We start from the raw sequence: 20,684 nt of genomic DNA, 5'->3' as shown, positions 1-20,684 counted from the left end.
CCTGGCACTTACGATGGTTTCGCAAACCAGATAACAACAATGTTGCTGTTACTAAGGAGAATATGGTGCATCCGGGAGGATTCGAACCTCCGACCGCTCGGTTCGTAGCCGAGTACTCTATCCAGCTGAGCTACGGATGCATCGGAATAACTAGTTTACTACAGAATTCATCTGAACAATCAGAATCAGGCAAGAATGGTGCATCCGGGAGGATGACTCGTCTACGCCTCGCCCTACGGGCCGTTGCTTACGCAACGTTATCCTCCCTGGTGCTGGCGAAAATTTCGCAGACCATGTAACAACGATATTGCTGTTACTAAGGAGAATATGGTGCATCCGGGAGGATTCGAACCTCCGACCGCTCGGTTCGTAGCCGAGTACTCTATCCAGCTGAGCTACGGATGCATCGGGAAACTTGCTTTACTACGCGTCAGTGTCACAACTAACACATGCCACACTGAGTATGACGGCCTAATCGGTAGAGTGACTCGATTATGCCTCGCACTGCGGGCCGCTGCTTTCACAGCGCTCTTCTCTCTTCATTCAGAAAGAATGATGGTGCATCCGGGAGGATTCGAACCTCCGACCGCTCGGTTCGTAGCCGAGTACTCTATCCAGCTGAGCTACGGATGCAAAATGGCGGTGAGGCGGGGATTCGAACCCCGGATGCAGCTTTTGACCGCATACTCCCTTAGCAGGGGAGCGCCTTCAGCCTCTCGGCCACCTCACCACACACGCCTCTTTCGAGTGCTTCGAAGAACTTGTTTCTGCTCTTCGTCGCTGCGATGGCGCACATATTACTTTCTGGTACTTATAAGTCAAACACTTTTTCGAGACCTTTTTTCGTTTGCACACTTCGCACGCAATTCGCGTGCAAAAACGGCAAAAAGGGCAATTTATCAACAGGAAATCAGCCCTGACGCAGGCATAACGCCAAACGACCAAAGCAGCAAAGGGTGATGAAAAGCGGTATGGCGCAGGGGAAAAAACAGAAAAAGAGAAAAAGAGAAAAAGCGGCGGTAAGTGATGCGCCTCACTGAACAGCGAGGCGCGGAAACCTTAGTAACTGGACTGCTGGGATTTTTCAGCCTGAATACGCTGGTAGATCTCTTCACGGTGAACAGATACTTCTTTAGGGGCGTTTACGCCAATACGAACCTGGTTACCCTTCACCCCTAAAACTGTCACAGTGACCTCATCTCCAATCATGAGGGTCTCACCAACTCGACGAGTCAGAATCAGCATTCTTTGCTCCTTGAAAGATTAAAAGAGTCGGGTCTCTCGTATCCCGGCATTATCCATCATATAACGCCAAAAAGTAAGCGATGACAAATACCTTACGGTATAAGCAGTCATGGCATCACATTCTGTTAAACCTAAGTTTAGCCGATATACACAATTTCAACCCGACTTTATCGTTATCGGTGTTTCTCGCGCAAGGTGCCATTTCCCTGAGGTTACGGCACCTATACCCGTCATACTTCAGGTTGCATGTGTGTTGGCTTTCCTCGCTCCCCCCAGTCACTTACTTGAGTAAGCTCCCGGGGATTCGCTGCGTCGCCGCCTTCCTGCAACTCGAATTATTTAGGGTATATGCGCTTATAGTTATTACAGTTTTGCGCTGACCCAGCCTTTCACACTGGCTAACGCTGCAGGGAGAGCAGACGCATCGGTACCACCGGCCTGCGCCATATCCGGACGACCGCCCCCTTTACCGCCCACCTGCTGAGCGACCATACCAACCAGCTCCCCTGCCTTCACGCGATCTGTCACATCCTTAGACACACCGGCAATCAGGGAAACTTTACCGTCTGCGACCGTAGCCAACACCACAACCGTCGAACCCAGCTGGTTCTTCAGGTCGTCAACCATGGTACGCAGCATCTTCGGCTCCACGCCGGCCAGTTCGCTGACCAGCAGCTTAACGCCGTTAATCTCTTCCGCTTTGCTGGAGAGGTTTGCGCTCTCTTGCGCCGCAGCCTGCTCTTTCAGCTGCTGCAGCTCTTTTTCCAGCTGACGGGTACGCTCCAGCGCGGCGCGAACTTTCTCGCCGAGATTGTGGCTGTCGCCCTTCAGCAGCTGTGCGATATCGCTGAGCTGATCGCTCTGCGCGTGCAGCATGGCTATCGCGCCCTCACCGGTCACCGCTTCGATACGGCGCACGCCAGCGGCGGTACCGGACTCAGACGTGATGCGGAACAGGCCGATATCACCGGTACGCGCCGCGTGAGTCCCGCCGCACAGTTCAGTGGAGAAGTCGCCCATCTGCAGCACGCGGACGCGGTCATCGTATTTCTCGCCGAACAGCGCCATGGCGCCGGATGCGCGCGCGGCATCGATATCCATAATGTTGGTTTCGATAGCCAGGTTACGACGGATCTGCGCGTTGACCAGATCTTCCACTGCACGAATCTCTTCCGGCTTCATCGCTTCGAAATGCGAGAAGTCAAAGCGCAGCGCTTTATCGTTGACCAGCGAGCCTTTCTGCGCCACATGGGTGCCGAGCACCTGGCGCAGCGCCGCGTGCATCAGGTGCGTCGCGGAGTGGTTCAGACGGATACGCTGACGGCGAGCCTCGTCCACATCGGCCTGCACCGCGTCGCCCACTTTCAGGGAGCCGCTGGCGACTTTACCGATATGACCAATGGCCTGGCCGTACTTCTGCGTGTCGCTGACCGCGAAGGAGAAGCCCGCGCCTTTCAGTTCGCCTTTATCGCCCACCTGGCCGCCGGACTCCGCATAGAACGGGGTCTGGTCGAGGATCACCACCGCTTCCTGACCCGCGCTGACGCTATCCACCGCTTTGCCGTCGATAAACAGCGCCGTCACTTTGCCGTTCAGCTCCAGACGATCGTAACCTTTAAATTCAGAGGCGCCGTCAACGCGGATCATCGCGTTGTAGTCCGCGCCGAAACCGCTGGACTCGCGCGCGCGGCGGCGCTGCTCTTCCATGGCGGCCTCAAAGCCGGCTTCGTCAACCTTGATGTTGCGCTCGCGGCAGACGTCCGCGGTCAGGTCGACCGGGAAGCCGTAGGTGTCGTACAGACGGAAGGCGGTTTCGCCATCCAGGGTGTCGCCTTTCAGCTTCGACAGCTCTTCATCCAGCAGCGCCAGTCCGCGCTCCAGAGTACGGGCGAACTGCTCTTCTTCGGTTTTCAGCACCTGCTCAACCTGAGCCTGCTGCTGCTTCAGCTCTTCGCCGGCGGAGCCCATCACGGCAATCAGCGGGGCAACCAGTTTCCAGAAGAAGGTGTCCTTCGCGCCCAGCATGTTGCCGTGACGGATCGCGCGGCGAATGATGCGACGCAGCACGTAGCCGCGGTTTTCATTCGACGGGATAACGCCGTCAGCGATCAGGAAGGCGCAGGAGCGAATGTGGTCGGCGATTACGCGCAGCGACTTGTTCGTCAGATCGGTGGCGCCGGTGACTTTCGCCACGCTGGCGATCAGATCGCGGAACAGGTCGATGTCATAGTTGGAGTTAACGTGCTGCAGCACCGCGGCAATACGCTCCAGGCCCATACCGGTGTCGACGGACGGCTTCGGCAGCGGCTCCATGGTGCCGTCAGCCTGACGGTTGAACTGCATGAAGACGATGTTCCAGATCTCAATGTAGCGGTCGCCGTCTTCTTCCGGGCTTCCCGGAGGGCCGCCCCAGATGTGATCGCCGTGGTCAAAGAAGATTTCGGTGCACGGGCCGCACGGACCGGTGTCGCCCATCTGCCAGAAGTTGTCTGAAGCAAACGGCGCGCCTTTGTTGTCGCCGATGCGGATGATTCGCTCGCGCGGGACGCCTACTTCATTGGCCCAGATGTCGAATGCTTCGTCATCGGTCTCGTAAACGGTGACCCACAGCTTCTCTTTCGGCAGCGCGAACCAGTTCTCACCGGTCAGCAGTTCCCACGCGTATTTGATGGCATCCTGCTTGAAGTAGTCGCCGAAGCTAAAGTTACCCAGCATTTCAAAGAAGGTGTGGTGACGCGCGGTGTAACCGACGTTTTCCAGATCGTTGTGTTTACCACCCGCACGCACGCAACGCTGCGCGGTGGTCGCACGCGAATAATTACGTTTGTCGAGACCAAGGAAGACATCCTTGAACTGGTTCATCCCTGCGTTGGTAAACAGCAGGGTCGGATCGTTGTGCGGCACCAGGGAGCTGCTGGCAACTACCTGATGTCCCTTGCTATGGAAAAAGTCGAGAAACGCCTGACGGATCTCAGCGGTGCTCTTGCTCATAATTATCCTGAAATCAAGCTACACGTCATCCTTCAAGTCGCCTCTGTCCTGGCTGCGCTTGCTCTTCCGGCACCGAACTGACGTGCGCTGCGGAAGATAGTCTCTCTTGCCGCCCTGATGCAGCTTGAATGATTTTGTGTAAAGGAATAATCGCCCAGGACGCTGCCTGCACTGTCACAACCAGCGGCCCGACGGAATAAAGTGGGAATAAGATAAGTTTTCTTTACGGCGAAGTAAAATCCCGGATGGGTCAATCTGCAAAATTTCGCCAGATTTCCTGGATATCTTCCATCAGGTAGCCACGGTACAGCAGGAATCGCTGGATTTTCACTTTTTCAGTAAAGGCGGATGGTAACGGTTCACCGTATTTACGCTGCGCCTGCGCCCTGGCAAGGCTCACCCAGTCGATATCGCATTCGCGCATCGCCTGTTCAACGGCCTGGCGCGCAATGCCTTTCTGGCTGAGCTCCTGACGAATGCGCGCGGGGCCATAGCCTTTGCGGCTCCGGCTGGCGATGAACTGGCCGACAAAACGATTATCGTCGAGATAGCGGTTTTCGATACACCAGGCCACCACCTGCTCCAGCTCTTCAGGGGTGACGTCCAGCGCCTCGGGGCCGTTTTTGCTCATCACCGGAGCGGCCAGTTTGCGCCGTAGTTCCTGTTCGCTGTGGTCGCGCATCGCCAGGATACGGATAGCGCGGTCCAGCAGACGAGCATAGCCGGATCGGCGTGATGAAGGTTCAGTCACAGGCACCTCAATAATCTAAGAAAAGCAAAAGGGCCGCATAAGCAGCCCTTTATCACTCTGTTAGACGATATCAGAAATCTTGTTCCGTTTCTTCTGCGTCGTTGCCGTCAACGGCGAAGTCCGGCGTAGAGTCCTGGTTGTTGAGCAGCAGTTCGCGCACTTTCTTCTCAATCTCTTTCGCCGCCGCCGGGTTCTCTTTCAGCCAGGTGATAGCGTTCGCTTTACCCTGACCAATTTTGTCGCCGTTGTAGCTGTACCAGGCGCCCGCTTTCTCAATCAGCTTCTCTTTCACGCCGAGGTCAACCAGCTCGCCGAAGAAGTTGATGCCTTCGCCGTAGAGGATCTGGAATTCAGCCTGTTTGAACGGCGCCGCAATCTTGTTCTTCACTACTTTGACGCGGGTTTCGCTGCCGACGACGTTATCGCCCTCTTTCACCGCGCCGATGCGACGGATATCCAGACGCACGGAGGCGTAGAACTTCAGCGCGTTACCGCCGGTGGTGGTTTCCGGGTTACCGAACATCACGCCGATTTTCATACGGATCTGGTTGATAAAGATCAGCAGCGTGTTGGACTGCTTCAGGTTACCCGCCAGTTTACGCATCGCCTGGCTCATCATACGCGCCGCGAGGCCCATGTGAGAGTCGCCGATTTCGCCTTCGATTTCCGCTTTCGGCGTCAGCGCCGCGACGGAGTCGACGACGATAACGTCAACCGCGCCAGAGCGCGCCAGCGCGTCACAGATTTCCAGCGCCTGCTCGCCGGTATCCGGCTGAGAACACAGCAGGTTGTCGATATCCACGCCCAGTTTGCGCGCATAAACCGGATCCAGCGCGTGTTCCGCATCGATGAACGCACAGGTTTTACCTTCGCGCTGCGCTGCGGCGATAACCTGCAGCGTCAGGGTGGTTTTACCGGAGGATTCCGGCCCGTAGATCTCGACGATACGGCCCATTGGCAGACCGCCGGCGCCCAGCGCGATATCCAGAGAAAGCGAGCCGGTGGAGATGGTTTCTACGTCCATAGAACGGTCTTCACCCAGGCGCATGATGGAGCCTTTACCGAATTGCTTTTCGATCTGGCCCAGTGCAGCCGCCAACGCTTTCTGTTTGTTTTCGTCGATCGCCATTGTTACTCCTAATCATGCAGGGTGAAGCCTGTTCGCTTCGCCGTTAATATTTGTTCAGTTGAGGCAATTATACTGTATAGTCATACAGTATCAAGTCTTTTGTAGAAATTGTTGCCAGAGCAGATTGAGCGCGTAGGCCGTCGCCTGACGACGCACCGCTTCGCGGTCTCCGGCAAAGCATTCCCGCCGCGTCACCCCTTGCCCGCTGACGCTGGCGACGCCAAACCACACCGTCCCGACCGGCTTTTCGTCGCTGCCGCCATCCGGCCCGGCGACGCCGCTTACCGAGATGGCATAGTCCGCGCGCGCGGCGCGCAACGCGCCGATCGCCATCTCCACCACCACCGGTTCGCTCACCGCGCCGTTGTCCCGCAGCGTCGCTTCGCTGACGCCGATCATTTGCGATTTGGCCTCATTGCTGTAGGTCACAAAACCGCGTTCAAACCACGCTGAGCTGCCGGCAATATCGGTGATGGCTTTCGCTATCCAGCCGCCGGTGCAGGATTCCGCCGTGGTCACCGTCGCGCCCTGCGCCTTCAGCGCCCGGCCGACCTTCTCGCTTAGCTGCATTAATTCTGAATCGGTCATTATCGCCCCGCTTTGCTCCGGATAAAGAGGCCATCAAAGATAGCACTTTCCAAAGAGATATGGGGACGAGGTGTGGAATTTACGAGGGGACATCCAAAATGAATCATCCCGGCGGCGCCGGGATGAGAAATTGCACGATTACTTCATGCTGGCGGCGATCAGCGCCACGTTATGACGCATCATTTTGACATAGCTATCCGCGACGCCACCCGGGGCGGAGAGCGCCTCAGGATAGAGTTCTCCGCCGGGCTGCGCGCCGGTGGCGCTGGCGATCTGCTTCACCAGTCGCGGGTCAAGCTGGTTCTCCATAAACCAGGTATGGACGCCGTCCGCGTTGATTTGCTTAATCAGCGCCGCCACCTGCGCCGCGCTGGCCTCGCTCTCTGAAGAGAGCCCCTGCGGCGCGAGGAAGGTCACGTGATAAGCGCGGCCAAAATAGCCGAAGGCGTCATGGCTGGTGAGAACTTTGCGCTTTGCCTGCGGAATGGCGCTGAACTGCCCTTTCGCCCAGCCGTCGAGGGCCGTCAGTTGCTCGATATAACGCTTGCCGCTGTTCGTCAGCGCCGCTTGATCTTCCGGGTCGGCTTTCACCAGTCCATCGAGGATATTCTGCGCATACAACGCGCCGTTCGCCGCGCTGTTCCAGGCGTGGGGATCGGTCACCGTTTTGCCATCTTCATCGAGGGTATGGGTCTTGACGCCCTTCGACGCCACCACCAGCTCGCCCTTAAAACCAGAGGCCTTAATCAGGCGATCCAGCCACCCTTCCAGTCCCAGACCGTTAACCACCACCACGTCGGCCTTGCTGAGCAGCGCGCTGTCCTTCGGCGACGGCTCGAAGGTGTGCGGATCGCCATCCGGGCCGACCAGGGTGTCCACATGAACATGCTCCCCGCCGACCTGCTGCACCATATCACCCAGCACCGAAAAACTGCTTACCACATTCAGCGTTTTCGCCATCGCCCCCTGCGCCATCAGGCCGAAGGCCAGCGCGACCACTATTGCACTACGTTTCATCATTTCCTTACCCCATCAATTTGCGCCAGCCGACCAGCAGTCGGCTGCGCGTGCCAAAAAACAGCGAAATAAAAAACAGCGCGCTGGCGGTCAGCACGATGGCGGGCCCGGCGGGAAGACTGGCCGCCCAGGAGAGACTCAAACCCAGCCAAGCGCAGAGCGCGCCGGAGAGCGCCGCCAGCAGCAGGATGCCCGGCAGCGTTCGCGCCCAGCAGCGCGCGGCGACCGCCGGCAGCATCATCACCCCTACCGCCATCAGCGTGCCGAGCACCTGAAACCCCGCCACCAGGTTAAGCACCAGCAGCGCCAGAAAAAGCCCATGCAGCAGCGCGGGCAGCCGGCGGTGGTTCACCTGCAGCCAGGCGCTGTCGAACGCCTCGCTGACCAGACCGCGGTAGCACAGCGCGATGCACAGCAGCGTCAGGCTGGCGACGCCGCTGACAAACAGCGCCGCGTCACGGTCCACCGCCAGAATGGAGCCAAACAGCAGATGCAGCAGGTCGACGCTGGAGCCGCGCAGCGACACCAGAGTGACGCCCAGCGCCAGCGATCCCAGATAAAATCCGGCAAAGCTGGCGTCCTCTTTTAACGGCGTCCGCCGGCTCACCCATCCCGCCACCAGCGCGACCGCGATGCCGGCGACAAAGCCGCCCAGGGTCATGGCCAGCAGCGACATGCCGCTCAGCAGATAGCCCACCGCCACGCCGGGGAGAATGGCGTGCGACAGCGCGTCGCCCATCAGGCTCATGCGCCGCAGCAGCAGGAAGACGCCCAGCATGGTGGTGCTTAGCGACAGCGCCAGACAGACCACCAGCGCCCGGCGCATAAAGCCGAATTCAATAAAAGGCTGAAAGAAGGTGTGCCAGATCATGCCGACCTCGCCTGGCTGAAGGCCGGGAGAACCGCCCGGGTGGCGCCCCAGCAGGCGCGCCGGGGGGTCAGCAGCAGCGTCTCCGGGAAAAAGTCGGCTACCCGCTGGTTATCATGCAGCACCGCCAGGATGGTCTGCCCCTGCCGGTGCATGTCGAGGATCAAATCCATCAGCTCGCGACTGGTCGCTTCATCAATGCCGGTGAAGGGCTCGTCGAGCATCACCAGCGGCGCCTGCTGCACCAGCACCCGGGCAAACAGCATGCGCTGAAACTGGCCGCCGGAGAGCGCTTCGATCGGGGTTTTCGCCAGGCTCGCCAGCCCGACCCGCTCCAGCGCCGCGCCGATGCGTCGCCGGGTATCGCCGCCCAGACCGCGCAGCAGCGACACGCCGGGCCATGCGCCCTGGCTCACCACATCCTGCACGTTGAGAGGAAACTGCGACTCGAGGGCATGGCGCTGCGCCAGCCAGCCAATCACCGGCCGCTTTCCCTGCCAGCGCAGACAGCCACTGACCGGCGGAAGAAACCCGGCGAGGGTTTTCAGCAGGGTCGATTTTCCGCAGCCATTGAGGCCAACGATTGCCGTCAGGCTGCCGGGGCATATCATCCCGCTCAGCGGCGGGGTGATCGCCACCCCGCCATAGCCGGTTACCAATTGTTCCAGTTCAATCATGGCAGCATCACCGCCCACCAGGTCGCCAGCCATAGCGCCGCCAGCAGCGTTCCCGCGATGGCCAGGCGCGCCGCGCCGGATGCCATAAAAACCGATGTGAACATATCCCACCCCTATTTAATGTTATAACATAACAATACAGGGGCGAAATAAGATTGTAAATCAGCGTCGGGGAGCGGAAATGTAACAAAGGTCGACAAGCGGCAGGCAAACGGGAAAAAGCAGGAGGATAAACGAGAAGTCCCCCGGTCGCGCTGCGCTTACCGGGGCTGCCAACCGGATAACAGACCATAGCCCGGATAAGGCGCTACGCGCCGCTATCCGGGGAGGCTGGGATCGGTCAGCCGGATGACAGTATTAATAACCGCCGCGGGCCTGAGAAACCGCCAGGCCAAGCTGCCAGACGGCCATGGCGTAGTGGGTGCTGTGGTTGTAGCGGGTGATGGTGTAGAAGTTAGGCAACCCGTACCAGTACTCATAGCCGGTGCCGACGTCGAGGCGCAGCAGGCTGGCCTGCTGATGGTTGCCCAGCGGCTGGGTCGGGGTTAATCCCGCCGCCGACAGCTGCGAAACGCTGTATTTGGTTTTGAAACCATTCTCCAGCCCCGGCGCCTGGCCCAGCGCCTGCACCGCCACCAGATCGCCGCTCACCCAGCCGTGCTGTTTGAAGTAGTTGGCCACGCTGCCGATCGCATCCACCGGGTCCCACAGGTTGATATGGCCGTCGCCGTTAAAGTCCACCGCGTATTGCTTATAGGAGGACGGCATAAACTGGCCGTAACCCATCGCCCCGGCGAAAGAGCCTTTCAGATCCAGCGGGTCGTCGCTTTCGCTGCGCGCCATCAGCAGGAAGGTTTCCAGCTCGGAGGAGAAGTATTCTGCACGGCGCGGATAGTTAAACGACAGGGTCGCCAGCGCGTCGAGGATGCGGGTTTTGCCCATCACCCGGCCCCAACGGGTCTCCACGCCGATAATGCCGACAATGATTTCCGGCGGTACGCCGTAGACCTGATAAGCGCGGTTGAGCGCGTCCTGATACTGATTCCAGAACACCACGCCGTTCTGCACGTTATCCGGGGTAATAAACTGTTTCTTGTAGCGCAGCCAGGCGCCGGTCGGCCCGGTCGGCGGCAGGCCGGTCGGCGCCTGACGATCCATCAGCCGCAGAACGTAGTCCAGACGCTTCGCCTGCGACAGGATCTCCTGCAGCTGCTGCCTGTCGAAGCCGTGCTTCGCCACCATCTTATCGATGAACTGCGCCGCTGCCGGGTTGTTGGCGAAGTCGCCGCCCATCTGCATCACGTTATGCTGCGGTTCCAGCAAAAAGCCGCCGGTTCCACTCGCCATCTCCGTTTCCGCGGGAGTCTTGGGTTTGCTGCTGCAGGCAGCGAGGAGCACACAAAGGGGAAGTACAGCCAGAGAGCGACGCTTCAACATGGGAATTCCGTTTAACAAATTCAGCAAGGGATAATTATGGTAAAGCATGCGACGACCAACAAGAAAGCGACAATCTGTTTGTAGACAAAATAGTCCTTCACCGCCCCCCTTCCTGGATGCTGTCATGCGCCTCGCGATTTCATCCTCTCAGTGCCAATCTTTCGAAATAAAATATTTATCTTTCATTTTGCGATCTATTTAACACTTTAAAACCTTTCAAAGTGATTAAAATCAGCCTGCAGTTAGCAAGAAAAATAACATGCTGAAGGAGAGAACAATGATTGACGTCGTGACCCACGGCGCAGAGTGGTTTATCGGCCTGTTTCAGAAAGGCGGCGAGGTATTTACCGGAATGGTGACCGGGATCCTCCCCTTGCTGATCAGTCTGCTGGTGATCATGAACGCGCTGATCAACTTTATCGGCCAGCAGCGGATCGAAAAACTGGCGCAGCGCTGCGCCGGGAACCCGATCTCCCGCTACCTGCTGTTGCCCTGCATCGGCACCTTTGTGTTTTGTAACCCGATGACCCTGAGCCTGGGCCGCTTTATGCCAGAGAAGTACAAGCCCAGCTATTACGCGGCGGCGTCCTACAGCTGCCACTCGATGAACGGCCTGTTTCCGCATATCAACCCCGGCGAGCTGTTCGTCTATCTCGGCATCGCCAACGGCCTCACCACCCTCGGCCTGCCGCTTGGGCCGCTGGCGGTGAGCTATCTGCTGGTCGGGCTGGTGACCAACTTCTTCCGCGGCTGGGTCACCGACCTGACCACCTCGATTTTCGAACGAAAAATGGCGATTCAGCTGGCTCAGAAAGTGCATCTGTCAGGAGCGACATCATGACCCGGATTCGTATTGAGAAAGGCACCGGCGGCTGGGGCGGCCCCCTTGAGCTCGACGTCGTCGAGGGCAAAAAGATCGTCTATATCACCGCCGGCACCCGCCCGGCGATCGTTGACCGCATCGCCAGCCTGACCGGCTGGCAGGCGGTGGATGGTTTTAAAGAGGGCGAACCGGCGGAAAGCGACATCGGCGTGGCGATTATCGACTGCGGAGGCACCCTGCGCTGCGGGCTCTACCCCAAGCGTCGTATCCCGACGGTGAATATCCATGCCACCGGCAAATCGGGGCCGCTGGCCCAGTACATCACAGAAGATATCTACGTCTCCGGCGTCAAAGAGGAGAACATTCAGCGCATCGCGACCGACAGCGCGGTAGCTCCCGAGCCGCCGGCGGAGAACAACCGCGCGGGTCGCGATTACGACACCAGCAAAAAGATCACTGAACAGAGCGATGGCCTGCTGGCGAAGGTCGGGATGGGGATGGGCTCGGTGGTGGCGGTGCTGTTCCAGGCCGGGCGCGACACCATCGATACGGTGCTGAAGACCATTCTGCCGTTTATGGCCTTCGTCTCGGCGCTGATCGGCATCATCATGGCCTCCGGCATCGGCGACTGGATCGCCCATGGCCTGGCGCCGCTGGCCAGCCATCCGCTGGGTCTGGTGACCCTGGCGCTGATCTGCTCCTTCCCGCTGCTGTCGCCGTTTCTCGGCCCCGGCGCGGTTATCGCCCAGGTGATTGGCGTGTTGATCGGCGTTCAGATCGGCCTCGGCAATATTCCCCCGCACCTCGCCCTGCCGGCGCTGTTCGCCATTAACGCCCAGGCCGCCTGCGATTTTATCCCGGTAGGCCTGTCGCTGGCTGAAGCCCGCCAGGATACCGTGCGCGTCGGCGTGCCGTCGGTGCTGGTCAGCCGCTTTTTGACCGGCGCGCCAACGGTGCTGATCGCGTGGTTCGTTTCCGGATTTATTTACCAGTAAGAGGGGCCAGAAGATGACCGTGATTTACCAGACCACCATTACGCACATCGGCGCCTGCGCGACGATGGCGCTGGAAGAGCAGATGCTGATCACCTTCCGCGAGGGCGCCCCTGCCGATATCGAAGAGTACTGCTTTATTCACAACCACGGCGAGCTTGCCGGCGCGCTGCAGCCGGGCGCAGAGCTGCAGCTTGGCGAGCTGCGCTACCCGGTGACCGCCGTCGGCGAGGTAGCCGAACAAAACCTGCGCGAGCTGGGCCACATCACCCTGCGCTTTGATGGTCACCGCGAAGCGGAATTCCCCGGAACCGTGCACGTCGCGGGCCCGGTGCCGGAAGGCATCGCCACCGGCTGCGTACTGAAATTTGTTGCTTAACAGGAGAGAAAGATGAATCAGGTTGCTGTTGTCATTGGCGGTGGACAAACCTTAGGAGAGTTTCTGTGCCGCGGGCTGGCCGCCGAGGGCTACCGCGTGGCGGTGGTCGATATTCAGAGCGAAAAAGCCAGCCGCGTCGCCCAGGAGATTAACGCTGAATATGGCGAAGGCATGGCGTATGGCTTCGGCGCCGACGCCACCAGCGAGGCCAGCGTCACCGCGCTGGCCCACGGAGTGGATGAGATTTTCTCGCGTGTCGACCTGCTGGTGTACAGCGCCGGCATCGCTAAAGCGGCGTTTATTAGCGACTTTGCGCTGGGGGATTTCGACCGCTCGCTGCAGGTCAATCTGGTGGGCTACTTCCTCTGCGCCCGCGAGTTTTCCCGGCTGATGATCCGCGACGGCATTAAGGGACGCATCATTCAGATCAACTCGAAATCCGGCAAAGTGGGCAGCAAGCACAACTCCGGCTACAGCGCGGCGAAGTTCGGCGGCGTCGGCCTGACCCAGTCGCTGGCGCTGGATCTGGCGGAGTACGGCATTACCGTACACTCACTGATGCTCGGTAATCTGCTGAAGTCGCCGATGTTCCAGTCGCTGCTGCCGCAGTACGCCACCAAGCTCGGTATCGATGAGAGCGAGGTCGAGCAGTACTACATCGACAAGGTGCCCCTGAAGCGCGGTTGCGAATATCAGGATGTGCTGAACGTCCTGATGTTTTACGCCAGCCCGCAGGCGTCGTACTGCACCGGTCAGTCGATCAACGTTACCGGCGGCCAGGTGATGTTTTAAAGGGATCCCGGATGGCGCCGCGCTTATCCGGGCTACAAAACGGTAGGTCGGATAAGGCGTTAGCCGCCACCCGACAAAAATACGGCACCGCGGGTCGCTCGGGTTAGGCGCTCGCGCCGCGACCCGGATTGTTCCCGGCCCCCTTAAGGAGACACCTATGGTTACCGCACTCATCACCGTCGCCGCCATCGCCTGGCTTACCCAACTGGCCTTCGGCGGCTGGCAGATCCGCCGCTTCAATCGCGCCTTCGACAGCCTGTGCCAGCAGGGTCGGGTGGGGGTCGGCCGCTCCGCCGGGCGCTTTCAACCGCGCGCCATCGTCGCTATCGCCGTTGATGATGACAACCGCATTTGCGACACGCTGCTGATGAAAGGCTTCACCATTTTCGCCCGACCGCAAAAAATCCCCGCGCTGGACGGCAAACATATCGGGGAATTGCAGCCTGATGTGATCTTTCCCCATGATCCGCGCTGTCAGAATGCACTATCATTAGCGCTTAATCCGAAACATGGATAATTTCGTTGTAAAAGTAAATATCTTGCGAAATTATCACTTCGAAACTTAAACGCAGGATAGACGCCTATGAAACCACGTCAGCGCCAGGCAGCCATTCTCGAGTTCCTGCAGTCGCAGGGAAAATGCTCGGTCGAAGAGCTGGCGCAACACTTCGATACTACCGGCACCACCATCCGCAAGGATCTGGTCACGCTGGAAAACGCCGGCACCGTCATTCGCACCTACGGTGGCGTGGTACTCAACAAAGATGAAGCCGATCCGCCGATCGATCATAAAACGCTGATCAACACCCATAAGAAAGCGCGCATCGCCGAAGCGGCGGTGCGCTTTATTCATGATGGCGACTCCCTCATCCTTGATGCCGGCAGCACGGTGCTGCAGATGGTCCCACTGCTCAGCCGCTTCAATAACATCACGGTGATGACCAACAGCCTGCATATCGTCAACGCCCTTGCCGAACTGGATAATGAACAGACTATCCTGATGCCCGGCGGCACCTTCCGCAAAAAATCGGCCTCCTTTCACGGCCAGCTGGCGGAAAACGCCTTCGAACAGTTCAGTTTCGACAAGCTGTTTATGGGCACCGACGGCATCGATCTGAACGCCGGCGTCACCACCTTCAATGAGGTGTATACCGTCAGCAAGGCGATGTGCAACGCCGCCCGCGAAGTGATCCTGATGGCCGACTCGTCAAAGTTTGGCCGTAAAAGCCCCAATATCGTCTGCGGCCTGGAGCGCGTGGATAAATTGATTACCGATGCCGATATTGACCCTGCATTCCAGCGGGCGCTGGAAGCCAAAGGCATAGAAGTCATCATTACTGGAGAACATCATGAGTAACTTTTTGTTAGAGGCCGGACGCCAGACCCTGATGCTGGAGCTACAGGAGGCGAGCCGCCTGCCGGAACGCCTGGGCGACGACTTCATCCGCGCGGCGGAAACCATCATCCACTGCGAGGGCAAACTGATTGTCTCCGGTATCGGTAAATCCGGTCATATCGGCAAAAAGCTGGCAGCGACTTTCGCCAGCACCGGCACCCCGGCCTTTTTTGTCCATCCGGCGGAAGCGCTGCACGGCGATCTTGGCATGCTCGACGGCCGCGACGTGATGCTGTTTATCTCCTACTCCGGCAGCGCGAAAGAGCTGGATCTGATCGTGCCGCGGCTGGAGGAAAAAGGTATCCCGCTGCTGGCGATGACCGGCAAATCCACCTCGCCGCTGGCGCTGGCGGCGAAAGCGGTGCTGGATATCGCCGTCGAGCGAGAGGCCTGTCCGATGCACCTGGCGCCGACCTCCAGCACCGTCAACACCCTGATGCTTGGCGATGCGCTGGCGATGGCGGTCATGCAGGCCCGCGGCTTCAATGAAGAGGATTTTGCCCGCTCCCACCCGGCAGGGGCGCTCGGCGCGCGTCTGCTGAACAAAGTGCATCACCTGATGCGCCGCGACGACGAAGTGCCGCGCGTCGGCACGGACGCCAACGTCATGAACGCAATGCTCGAGCTAAGCCGCACCGGGCTCGGCCTGGTAGCGGTCTGCGATGAGGCCAACCGCGTGCAGGGGGTCTTCACCGACGGCGACCTGCGCCGCTGGCTGGTGGGCGGCGGCACCTTAAACGACGGCGTCGCGCAGGCGATGACCCGCAACGGCGTGACGCTACAGGCGGAGAGCCGCGCGGTGGAAGCCAAAGAGCGGCTGATGAAGCACAAAATCAGCGCCGCGCCGGTAGTCGATGAAAACGGCCAACTGGTCGGCGCCATCAACCTGCAGAACTTTTACCAGGCCGGGATCCTTTAAGCCCCAGACGTTTCGCCAGCCGGTGCAGGTTGGCGACGTCGAGTTCCAGCGCGCGGGCGGTCGCCGCCCAGTTGCCCTGATGTGCCGCCAGCGCGCGGGCAATCGCCTCGCGCTGGAAATTATCCGTGGCTTCGCGCAGATTCACGTTGCCCATTGCCGGCGCCGCTGCCGCCGCCTCGGTCGGCAACGTCGGCGCAGTCGCCGTAAACTCGAAATGCTGCGGCTCCAGTACTATGTCATCGCCAGCCTGAGTAGCCCGCGCCAGCACCACCGCGCGGTGAATGGCATGCTCCAGTTCGCGCACGTTGCCCGGCCACGACCACTGCTGCAGCCTGTTTCGCGTTGCCTCACTTAAAATTACCCGCGCCAGCCCCATCCGCAGGCGGCACTGCTCGCAAAAATAGCCAGCCAGCAGCACCACGTCATTTTCCCGCTCGCGCAGCGCCGGAACCGACAGCGGGAAGACGCTCAGCCGGTGATAGAGGTCGGCGCGAAAGCGCCCTTCCACCACCTCCTGGCGCAGGTCGCGGTTGGTGGCCGCCAGCACCCGCACATCGACCCGCAGGCTGCGGTCATCGCCGACACGCTGAATATCGCCATACTGCAGGACGCGCAGCAGCTTCGCCTGCAGCGCCAGCGACAGCTCGCCGATTTCGTCGAGGAACAGCGTGCCGTTATCGGCCATCTCAAATTTGCCGCTGCGATTGCTGATAGCCCCGGTAAACGCCCCTTTCACGTGACCGAACAGCTCGCTCTCCGCCACGCTCTCCGGCAGCGCCGCGCAGTTGAGGTACACCAGCGGGTTAGCCGCACGCGGCGATCCCTGATGCACCGCCTTCGCCACCAGCTCCTTACCGGTCCCCGTTTCGCCGCTGATCAGCACGTTCAAATCCGAGGCGGCGACAATCTCGATCTCTTTTTTCAGCTGCAGCATCGGCGCCGACAGGCCGATGATCTCCTGACGCTCCGGCTGCGGGTAATTCACCACCTGCGCGGGCAGGACGTTTTGCGCTTCAAGGCGGGCGATAAGCAGCGCGTTATTCAGCGCCCCGGCCACCAGCGCGGCAATCAGTCGCAGCTCTTCATCGCTGAAGCTGTCGAAGCGGTCGGCATCCATGCCGTCAAGAGTTAGCGCGCCGATCAGCGTTTGCCCGGCAAACAGCGGCAACCCCACGCAGGCGTGAACCTTGAGGCTCTCCTGGCCGGGGATCAGGCCGTCATAGGGGTCCGGCAGGTCGCTGTCCGCCGGGAAGCGCACCACATCGCCGGCGCGGGCGATCGCCTCCAGCCGCGGATGCCCATCCAGTGCAAAGCGCCGGCCAAGCACATCCTGCGCCAGACCATCGATCGCCAGCGGCACAAACTGATGGGCCTCATAGCGCAGCAGCGCTGAGGCGTCGCAGCCAAGGATCTGCCGCAGGGTGGCGATCAGGCGCGAAAAGCGGTCGACGTGGCCGATATCGCTTTGTAAATCAATGGCGATTCTCGCCAGCGCCTCGACGGAAAAACTCATCATCGCTCCATTGTCATTTTGACAGCCAATATAGTCATATCGACTATTTTAATCATTGTCATTTTGACAGCAACTAAAATCATGAAAATTTAAAAAATGATTTTATTCAATAAGTTAAAAAACTGGCACGCAACTTGTAATACATCAATCAACTGACTTTGAACACACTGTATTAATTGAGGTTGCTATGTCTATTGTGGTGAAAAATAACATTCTTTGGGTTGGCCAACGTGACTGGGAAGTGCGTGATTTCCACGGCACCGAATATAAAACGCTGCGCGGCAGCAGCTATAACAGCTATCTCATCCGCGAAGAGAAAAACGTGTTGATCGATACCGTCGATCATAAATTCAGCCGCGAGTTCGTGCAGAATCTGCGCCGCGAAATCGACCTCGCCGACCTCGACTACATCGTTATTAACCACGCCGAAGAGGACCACGCCGGCGCGTTGACTGAGCTGATGATGCAGATCCCGGATACGCCGATCTACTGCACCGCCAACGCCATCGACTCCATCAACGGCCATCACCACCATCCGGAGTGGAACTTCCACGTGGTGAAAACGGGCGACACCCTCGATATCGGCAACGGTAAGCAGTTGATCTTCGTGGAAACGCCAATGCTGCACTGGCCGGACAGCATGATGACTTACCTGACCGGCGACGCGGTGCTGTTCAGCAATGACGCCTTCGGCCAGCACTACTGCGACGAACATCTGTTCAACGATGAAGTGGACCAGACTGAACTGTACGAACAGTGCCAGCGCTACTACGCCAACATCCTGACGCCCTTCAGCCGCCTGGTGACGCCGAAAATTAACGAAATTCTCGGCTTCAACCTGCCGGTAGCGATGATTGCCACCTCCCACGGCGTGGTCTGGCGCGATAACCCGACGCAAATCGTCGAGAAATACCTCGAATGGGCGGCGGATTATCAGGAAGATCGCATCACGATTTTCTACGACACCATGTCCAACAACACCCGCATGATGGCGGACGCCATTGCCCAGGGGATCACCGAGGTCGACCCACGGGTGGCGGTGAAAATCTTCAACGTCGCCCGCAGCGACAAAAACGACATTCTGACCAACGTTTTCCGCTCAAAAGGCGTTCTGGTGGGCACCTCCACCATGAACAACGTCATGATGCCGAAAATTGCCGGGCTGGTGGAAGAGATGACCGGGCTGCGTTTTCGCAACAAACGCGCCAGCGCCTTTGGCTCCCACGGCTGGAGCGGCGGCGCGGTAGACCGTCTGTCCACCCGCCTGCAGGATGCCGGGTTTGAAATGTCCCTGAGTCTGAAGGCCAAATGGCGCCCGGATATCGACGCGCTCGAACTGTGCCGCCAACACGGGCGCGACATCGCCCGCCAGTGGGCGCTCGCTCCACTGCCGGTCGCTGAAGCGACAGTCACGCCGGAACAACAGGAGTGCGCCTGTGCCGCCGCCGCGGCCGCCGATCTCGGTCCCATGATGCAGTGCAGCGTCTGCCAGTGGGTGTATGACCCGGCAAAGGGCGAACCTAACCAGGATGTGCAGCCGGGTACGCCGTGGAGCGACGTGCCGGATAACTTCCTCTGCCCTGAATGTTCGCTGGGTAAAGATGTGTTTGATGTTCTGGCGACGGAGGCAAAATGAGTGATGGCATCGTCATCATCGGCTCGGGCTTTGCGGCCCGCCAGCTGGTGAAAAATATTCGTAAGCAGGATGCCGAGATCCCGCTGACCCTCATCGCCGCCGACAGCATGGATGAGTATAACAAGCCCGATCTCAGCCACGTCATCAGCCGCGGACAGCACGCCGACGATCTGACTCTGCAAAGCGCCGGCGAGTTCGCCGAACAGTACCACCTGCGCTTGTTTCCCCATACCTGGGTGAGCGATATCGACGCTGAAAACCATCGGGTGAAAAGCCTGGATAAGCAGTGGCGCTACGACAAACTGGTGCTGGCCACCGGCGCCACGCCGTTTATCCCCCCGGTGCCGGGCCGCGAGCTGATACTAACGCTGAACAGCCAGCGCGAATATGGCGCGGCGCAGAGCCAGCTCCGCGACGCCAGGCGGGTGCTGATCGTCGGCGGCGGCCTGATTGGCTGCGAGCTGGCGATGGATTTCTGTCGCGCCGGTAAAGCGGTAACGGTGGTCGATAATGCCGCCAGCGTGCTGGCGGCGCTGATGCCGCCGGAGGTCAGCAGCCGTCTGCAGCATCGCCTCACCGGGATGGGCGTCCATCTGATGTTAAAAACGCAGCTGGAAGGGCTTGAACACACCGCCGACGGCATCCGCGTCAGTCTCGACCGCCAGCGCGCGATAACCGTCGATGCGGTGGTGGCCGCCGCCGGCCTGCGCCCGGAAACCTCGCTGGCGCGCCATGCCGGACTGCAGATTAACCGCGGCGTGGTGGTCAATAGCCAGCTGCAAACCAGCGACCCGGCGATTTACGCCCTCGGCGACTGTGCGGAAATCAACGGTACGGTACTGCCGTTCCTGCAGCCGATTTTGCTCAGCGCCATGTGCCTGAGTAAAAACCTGCTGGCGCAGGCAGGCGAACTCAAGCTGCCGCCAATGCTGGTGAAGGTGAAGACCCCGGATCTGCCGCTGCATCTGGCCGGCGACACCCGCCGCGAGGATCTGACGTGGAACATCGTAGCCGCCAAAGAGGGGCTGGTGGCGAAAGGGCTTGATGCGGCGAATCAACTGCGCGCCTTTGTGGTCAGCGAAGACAAGATGAAAGACGCCTTCGCGCTGCTCAAACAGCTGGTGAGTGAATGACCTTCCAGGCAGCCCTGTTTTGCCGTTAGTTTGCCGGGTGGCGGCTGCGCCTTACCCGGCCTACAGGGTCCTCTCCCAGGCTCATACCTCGTAGGCCCGGTAAGCGCAGCGCCACCGGGCGATGACAGCAGGCACAGAGCCGATTTTGTGCCGGGTGGCGGCTGCGCCTTACCCGGCCTACAGGATCCTTTCCCAGGCCAACACCTCGCAGACCCGGCAAGCGCCGCGCCGCTGGGAAAGTATTGATTACCTTCCAGGCAACCCTGTTGCATGGTTATTTTGCCGGGTGGCGGCTGCGCCTTACCCGGCCTGGAGTTCGTGCGACCTGTCGTTAATTTATTCACCATTGTTGCTGAAACTGCCGGTGCTGGCGGCCTCAAAATCGCTGAGACGTTCCC

19 protein-coding genes and 4 tRNA genes are annotated in these 20,684 nt (G+C 59.5%); 9 read left to right on the top strand and 14 right to left on the bottom strand.

Features of this window, described 5'->3' with window-relative positions:
• Positions 1-63 precede the first annotated feature (63 nt).
• The 13 genes from K5R89_RS20990 to mltB form a co-directional block, all read right to left on the bottom strand.
• A tRNA-Arg gene (locus tag K5R89_RS20990) sits at positions 64-140 on the bottom strand.
• A gap of 188 nt (positions 141-328) precedes the next feature.
• Positions 329-405, bottom strand: a tRNA-Arg gene (locus tag K5R89_RS20985).
• A gap of 151 nt (positions 406-556) precedes the next feature.
• Positions 557-633, bottom strand: a tRNA-Arg gene (locus K5R89_RS20980).
• Positions 634-637: 4 nt separating this feature from the next.
• A tRNA-Ser gene (locus K5R89_RS20975) sits at positions 638-730 on the bottom strand.
• A gap of 329 nt (positions 731-1,059) precedes the next feature.
• A complete protein-coding gene (gene csrA / locus K5R89_RS20970) occupies positions 1,060-1,245 on the bottom strand; it encodes a carbon storage regulator CsrA (protein WP_000906486.1) in 186 nt (61 codons plus the stop codon).
• Between the two features lie 363 nt (positions 1,246-1,608).
• Positions 1,609-4,236, bottom strand: coding sequence for an alanine--tRNA ligase (gene alaS / locus K5R89_RS20965; protein ID WP_032453813.1), 2,628 nt, complete (start codon positions 4,234-4,236; stop codon positions 1,609-1,611).
• 250 nt (positions 4,237-4,486) lie between these two features.
• The gene (recX, locus tag K5R89_RS20960) at positions 4,487-4,987 is read right to left on the bottom strand and encodes a recombination regulator RecX (RefSeq protein ID WP_023290764.1); all 501 of its coding nucleotides are present in this window, start codon (positions 4,985-4,987) and stop codon (positions 4,487-4,489) included.
• Between the two features lie 70 nt (positions 4,988-5,057).
• Complete coding sequence (recA, locus tag K5R89_RS20955) at positions 5,058-6,116, bottom strand: recombinase RecA (RefSeq protein ID WP_004205686.1); 1,059 nt, start codon at positions 6,114-6,116, stop codon at positions 5,058-5,060.
• Positions 6,117-6,206: 90 nt separating this feature from the next.
• Positions 6,207-6,704 carry a nicotinamide-nucleotide amidase gene (pncC, locus tag K5R89_RS20950; protein WP_032453814.1) on the bottom strand — a complete coding sequence of 166 codons (498 nt, stop codon included), beginning with the start codon at positions 6,702-6,704 and terminating at the stop codon, positions 6,207-6,209.
• A 138-nt stretch (positions 6,705-6,842) separates the two neighbouring features.
• Positions 6,843-7,721, bottom strand: coding sequence for a metal ABC transporter substrate-binding protein (locus K5R89_RS20945; protein WP_032453816.1), 879 nt, complete (start codon positions 7,719-7,721; stop codon positions 6,843-6,845).
• A gap of 7 nt (positions 7,722-7,728) precedes the next feature.
• Complete coding sequence (locus K5R89_RS20940) at positions 7,729-8,592, bottom strand: metal ABC transporter permease (protein ID WP_023290767.1); 864 nt, start codon at positions 8,590-8,592, stop codon at positions 7,729-7,731.
• On the bottom strand, positions 8,589-9,299 hold the full coding sequence (locus K5R89_RS20935; protein WP_072413489.1) for a metal ABC transporter ATP-binding protein: 711 nt from the start codon (positions 9,297-9,299) through the stop codon (positions 8,589-8,591). The genes K5R89_RS20940 and K5R89_RS20935 overlap by 4 nt, the downstream gene beginning before the upstream one ends.
• Before the next feature lie 324 nt (positions 9,300-9,623).
• Complete coding sequence (gene mltB / locus K5R89_RS20930; protein ID WP_023290770.1) at positions 9,624-10,703, bottom strand: lytic murein transglycosylase B; 1,080 nt, start codon at positions 10,701-10,703, stop codon at positions 9,624-9,626.
• A gap of 277 nt (positions 10,704-10,980) precedes the next feature.
• Between mltB and K5R89_RS20925 the strand changes: the two genes are divergently transcribed.
• The 7 genes from K5R89_RS20925 (at position 10,981) to gutQ (ending at position 16,004) form a co-directional block, all read left to right on the top strand.
• On the top strand, positions 10,981-11,544 hold the full coding sequence (locus tag K5R89_RS20925) for a PTS glucitol/sorbitol transporter subunit IIC (RefSeq protein ID WP_004205677.1): 564 nt from the start codon (positions 10,981-10,983) through the stop codon (positions 11,542-11,544).
• Positions 11,541-12,521: a PTS glucitol/sorbitol transporter subunit IIB gene (locus K5R89_RS20920; protein ID WP_044524467.1), complete on the top strand. Its 981-nt coding sequence runs from the start codon at positions 11,541-11,543 to the stop codon at positions 12,519-12,521. The genes K5R89_RS20925 and K5R89_RS20920 overlap by 4 nt, the downstream gene beginning before the upstream one ends.
• Positions 12,522-12,534: 13 nt before the next feature.
• Positions 12,535-12,897, top strand: coding sequence for a PTS glucitol/sorbitol transporter subunit IIA (srlB, locus tag K5R89_RS20915; protein WP_087826518.1), 363 nt, complete (start codon positions 12,535-12,537; stop codon positions 12,895-12,897).
• Between the two features lie 12 nt (positions 12,898-12,909).
• Positions 12,910-13,689: a sorbitol-6-phosphate dehydrogenase gene (srlD, locus tag K5R89_RS20910; RefSeq protein WP_002914815.1), complete on the top strand. Its 780-nt coding sequence runs from the start codon at positions 12,910-12,912 to the stop codon at positions 13,687-13,689.
• Between the two features lie 157 nt (positions 13,690-13,846).
• Positions 13,847-14,206, top strand: coding sequence for a transcriptional regulator GutM (gutM, locus tag K5R89_RS20905; RefSeq protein ID WP_023290773.1), 360 nt, complete (start codon positions 13,847-13,849; stop codon positions 14,204-14,206).
• A 66-nt stretch (positions 14,207-14,272) separates the two neighbouring features.
• Positions 14,273-15,046 carry a DNA-binding transcriptional repressor gene (locus K5R89_RS20900; protein ID WP_004205671.1) on the top strand — a complete coding sequence of 258 codons (774 nt, stop codon included), beginning with the start codon at positions 14,273-14,275 and terminating at the stop codon, positions 15,044-15,046.
• A complete protein-coding gene (gene gutQ / locus K5R89_RS20895) occupies positions 15,039-16,004 on the top strand; it encodes an arabinose-5-phosphate isomerase GutQ (RefSeq protein WP_032453823.1) in 966 nt (321 codons plus the stop codon). The genes K5R89_RS20900 and gutQ overlap by 8 nt, the downstream gene beginning before the upstream one ends.
• Here the strand turns inward: gutQ and norR are convergent.
• On the bottom strand, positions 15,967-17,517 hold the full coding sequence (gene norR, locus K5R89_RS20890; RefSeq protein WP_048335079.1) for a nitric oxide reductase transcriptional regulator NorR: 1,551 nt from the start codon (positions 17,515-17,517) through the stop codon (positions 15,967-15,969). The two genes, gutQ and norR, sit on opposite strands and share 38 nt — an antisense overlap.
• A gap of 187 nt (positions 17,518-17,704) precedes the next feature.
• Here norR and norV point away from each other — a divergent pair, with 187 nt between their 5' ends.
• Positions 17,705-19,153, top strand: a complete 1,449-nt coding sequence (norV, locus tag K5R89_RS20885; protein WP_023290776.1) for an anaerobic nitric oxide reductase flavorubredoxin — start codon at positions 17,705-17,707, stop codon at positions 19,151-19,153.
• Entirely contained in the window at positions 19,150-20,286 is a 1,137-nt protein-coding gene (gene norW / locus K5R89_RS20880; protein WP_217259444.1) for an NADH:flavorubredoxin reductase NorW, read from the top strand. Before norV ends, norW begins: the two co-directional genes overlap by 4 nt.
• Positions 20,287-20,684: the final 398 nt, after the last annotated feature.

This window comes from Klebsiella sp. TF21-TM (assembly GCF_019753495.1).
Classification (GTDB): domain Bacteria; phylum Pseudomonadota; class Gammaproteobacteria; order Enterobacterales; family Enterobacteriaceae; genus Klebsiella; species Klebsiella quasipneumoniae.
The sequence above is the reverse complement of the archived record's forward strand: the minus strand, read 5'-3'. Positions and strand labels throughout refer to the sequence as shown.